The following is a 2,959-nucleotide window of genomic DNA, read 5'->3' as shown; positions in this document are numbered from 1 at the left end:
TCTTGGCCTGGGTCACCCGGGGCAAAACCAACCGCGATATCGGCGACATCCTCGGCTCCAGCCCCGCCACCGTCAAAAAACACCTCGAACACGTCTACGAAAAACTCGGCGTGGAAACGCGCAATGCGGCGGCGGCGCTGGCGCTTGCGCGGGTGCCCATGCTGGGAAGGTGACGGGGTCTTGGTGGGGTGAATAGGGGAGATGGTCGAAAAAGGTGTGCCCGGAGATGGACCGGATATGCGCATTTACGAACAGAGATTCGGGGCGCACAAAGAAAGATGCCCACGACGAAGTGGACGTAATCGTCATCTCCTCATTAGATTAATTGGTTGTTCAGGTGTTGTTCAAATTGTGCTTGACCGGTAGAGTTGGTGCGTCTATCATCTGCCCATGAACAACTTTTGAACAACGGTGCTGGGTATGGAAAAGCGTTTTATGGCGGCCCTCAGTCGGTCACAGGGTCGAAGTGCATGGGCGGTGATCTTCCGTCATCCGGTTCGGGTCGATCCGAATACCGGCAGGCCGGGGTTGCGGGTTCGCCAGGGCCTCGGAACGCCCGACGATGCCCAAGCTAACGATCTGAAAGAGCAACTCAACCAGCTACTGGCAGAGGAGAGCTTTTGGAATTTGTCTGCCAGGGCAGAAGCTGAAAAGCGGTTCCACCGCCGGGTCGTCGAGATTTTTTATCACGGCATGGAGCCTGAGCAGAGCGACTTCGGTGCGATTCGCGAGTCGATCATTCCGCTGCCGACATCGAGGGATTCCGACTATCGGCGGGCACTGCTACTCGGGACGACAGGTGCCGGCAAGACGACGCTGCTTCGGCAGTTGATTGGGACGGACCCGGAGACCGAGCGCTTTCCGTCGACGTCGACGGCGAAGACCACAGTGCATGAGACCGAGGTCGTGCTTGCGCCAGGTTCGTACAAGGCTGTGGTCACCTTTTTCCCCGTTGATGAAGTCCGCGAGCACCTGAACGAGTGCATCTCGGAGGCCGTGCTGTCTGCCTATCGGGGCGACAGCGACGGTGAAGTGCTTCGCAAGCTGCTGATGCATGTGAACCAACGGTTCCGCTTCAACTACGTGCTTGGTAACGGGCCTCAGGCGGTCGGCGCCGACGACGATGAGGATGAAGAGGATGACGCTGCGGAGCCGACCGAGGACACGGCTGCTGACGGTGTGATCGATCTCGACGCCACCAATGCGCTGCTGACGAAGACGCTGACGACATTGCGTGCAATCGCCGCCCGCCACGGCGACCAACTCAAGGCCGAGCTAGGTGCCACCGACGAGAAGGATCAGCGGGTCGTCGACGAGTTGTTCGAGGAAGAGCTTGATCGCCGGCTCCGTGAAGACGACGAGTTCCACCGCATCAGTGACGAGTTAATGGACGAGATCGAGCTTCGTTTCTCGCTGCTAACCGATGGCACGGTGCGTCGCAACAAGCAAGGATGGCCGCAATCGTGGTCGTGGGAGACTGACGACCGCGCGACCTTCATCAAAACTGTCACGCGCTTCTCTAGTAACCACTCCCCACGCTTCGGGCGCCTGTTGACGCCGCTGGTAAACGGAGTCCGCGTGTCCGGTGCGTTCCTGCCGGCGTGGAACGGCGGCCAGCAGCCCAAGCTCGTGCTTCTCGACGGTGAAGGCCTGGGCCACACACCCAAGTCGGTGGCAGCCATCTCGACCTCGCTGACGCGGCGCATCGAGTCGACGGACGCCATCGTCCTCGTCGACAACGCTGTTCAGCCGATGCAGGCCGCGCCGGTTGCGGCTATGAAGGAGATGATCACGTCGGGCAGCGCCAGCAAGCTGCTGCTCGTGTTCACGCACTTCGACGAGGTCAAGGGTGACAACCTGCCCAACGCAGCGGCCAAGGAGCACCACGTCCTGGCCTCCGCCGAAAACGTCCTCGCCTCCATTGGCGAGGAACTAGGTCCGTTCGCGGAACGAGCGCTTCGTGGCCGCCTGAAGGATGCCTGCTTCTTCGTCGGCGGAATCGACGAAGACCTGGATGCCACGAAGAAGACCCAGAAGCGGACCATCGGTCAGCTGCAGGCCCTACTGGCCGCCATCGATGTCATCGTGGAAAAGCCGGCGCCCGTACTTGCGCAGCCGGTGTACGACCGCATGAATCTGGTCCTGGCCGTGAAGAACGCTGCCGAGAGCTTTCACGATGCGTGGTGGCCCCGCTTGGGCCTCGACTACAAGCCCGGGGTCAGCAAGGAGCATTGGAAGCGCATCTGGGCGTTGAGCCGACGACTCAGCACGCCGGGCCTTGGCGACGAGTACGACAACCTCAAGCCGGTCGCAGATCTACGCAAGCAGCTTCAAGTTCGGCTCTACGTGCTGCTGCAGAACCCGCTCCGGTGGGACCCTGCCGAGCCGACCGACGACGCGCACAAGCAGCAGGTCTTTGACGGCTTGGCCAACGCGCTTTCCGCCAAGACGCTGGACCTAGCTACCCGCCGCGTTCGGGCCGAGCGGATGCCGGAATGGCAGTCCGCGTTCAACCAGTCGGGGCGCGGCTCCAGCTACGCGCGCGCTTCGATCATCGGCGAGCGCATCTACGAGCGCGCGGCGCCGATCCCTGACGTGACCCCGTCGCCAGATCGCAATTCCTTTCTGCACGAGGTGGCAGCTGTGGTCGAGAGCGTATGCGAAGAGGTCGGCGCCAAGCTTGCGTAGTGGGCGGTCACAGGCATTCTGGAAGATGCTCACCTGCGCTGAGCGTGGGCATGGACGAACTCGCAGGCGCTGTACACGCGCCTGCGGGTGAATCTGGCTCATAGCCTGCTTTCCCATTCGCGACTACGCCATCCGTCGTATTTGCTTGCTGGGGCGTGGCGATGACACTGGGTTTCATTCCTTCACCAACCTTGTGCCTCGCCATGAAATCTTCCCGTCGCACCTTTGCCAAGACCTTTGCCAAGCATCTCAGCGCTGTTGCCGTCGGCGT

At 61.4% G+C, this 2,959-nt stretch carries 2 protein-coding genes; both read left to right on the top strand.

Going from position 1 to position 2,959, the window contains the following annotated elements; translation table 11 throughout:
* The coding region (locus tag AB3X43_RS07840) for a response regulator transcription factor (RefSeq protein WP_369429296.1) at nucleotides 1-173 on the top strand (173 nt) is incomplete at its 5' end.
* Nucleotides 174-420: 247 nt separating this feature from the next.
* On the top strand, nucleotides 421-2,688 hold the full coding sequence (locus AB3X43_RS07835) for a hypothetical protein (protein WP_369429295.1): 2,268 nt from the start codon (nucleotides 421-423) through the stop codon (nucleotides 2,686-2,688).
* The last annotated feature ends 271 nt before the right edge of the window (nucleotides 2,689-2,959 follow it).

This window comes from Sphaerotilus sp. (assembly GCF_041083715.1).
Taxonomy (GTDB): Bacteria; Pseudomonadota; Gammaproteobacteria; order Burkholderiales; family Burkholderiaceae_C; genus Sphaerotilus.
This window is presented reverse-complemented; position numbering and strand designations above follow the sequence as displayed.

Bases quoted from the DNA above. Each gene is read 5' to 3' on its own strand.
- AB3X43_RS07835 (WP_369429295.1), top strand. From the start codon at position 421: ATGGAAAAGCGTTTTATGGCGGCCCTCAGTCGGTCACAGGGTCGAAGT.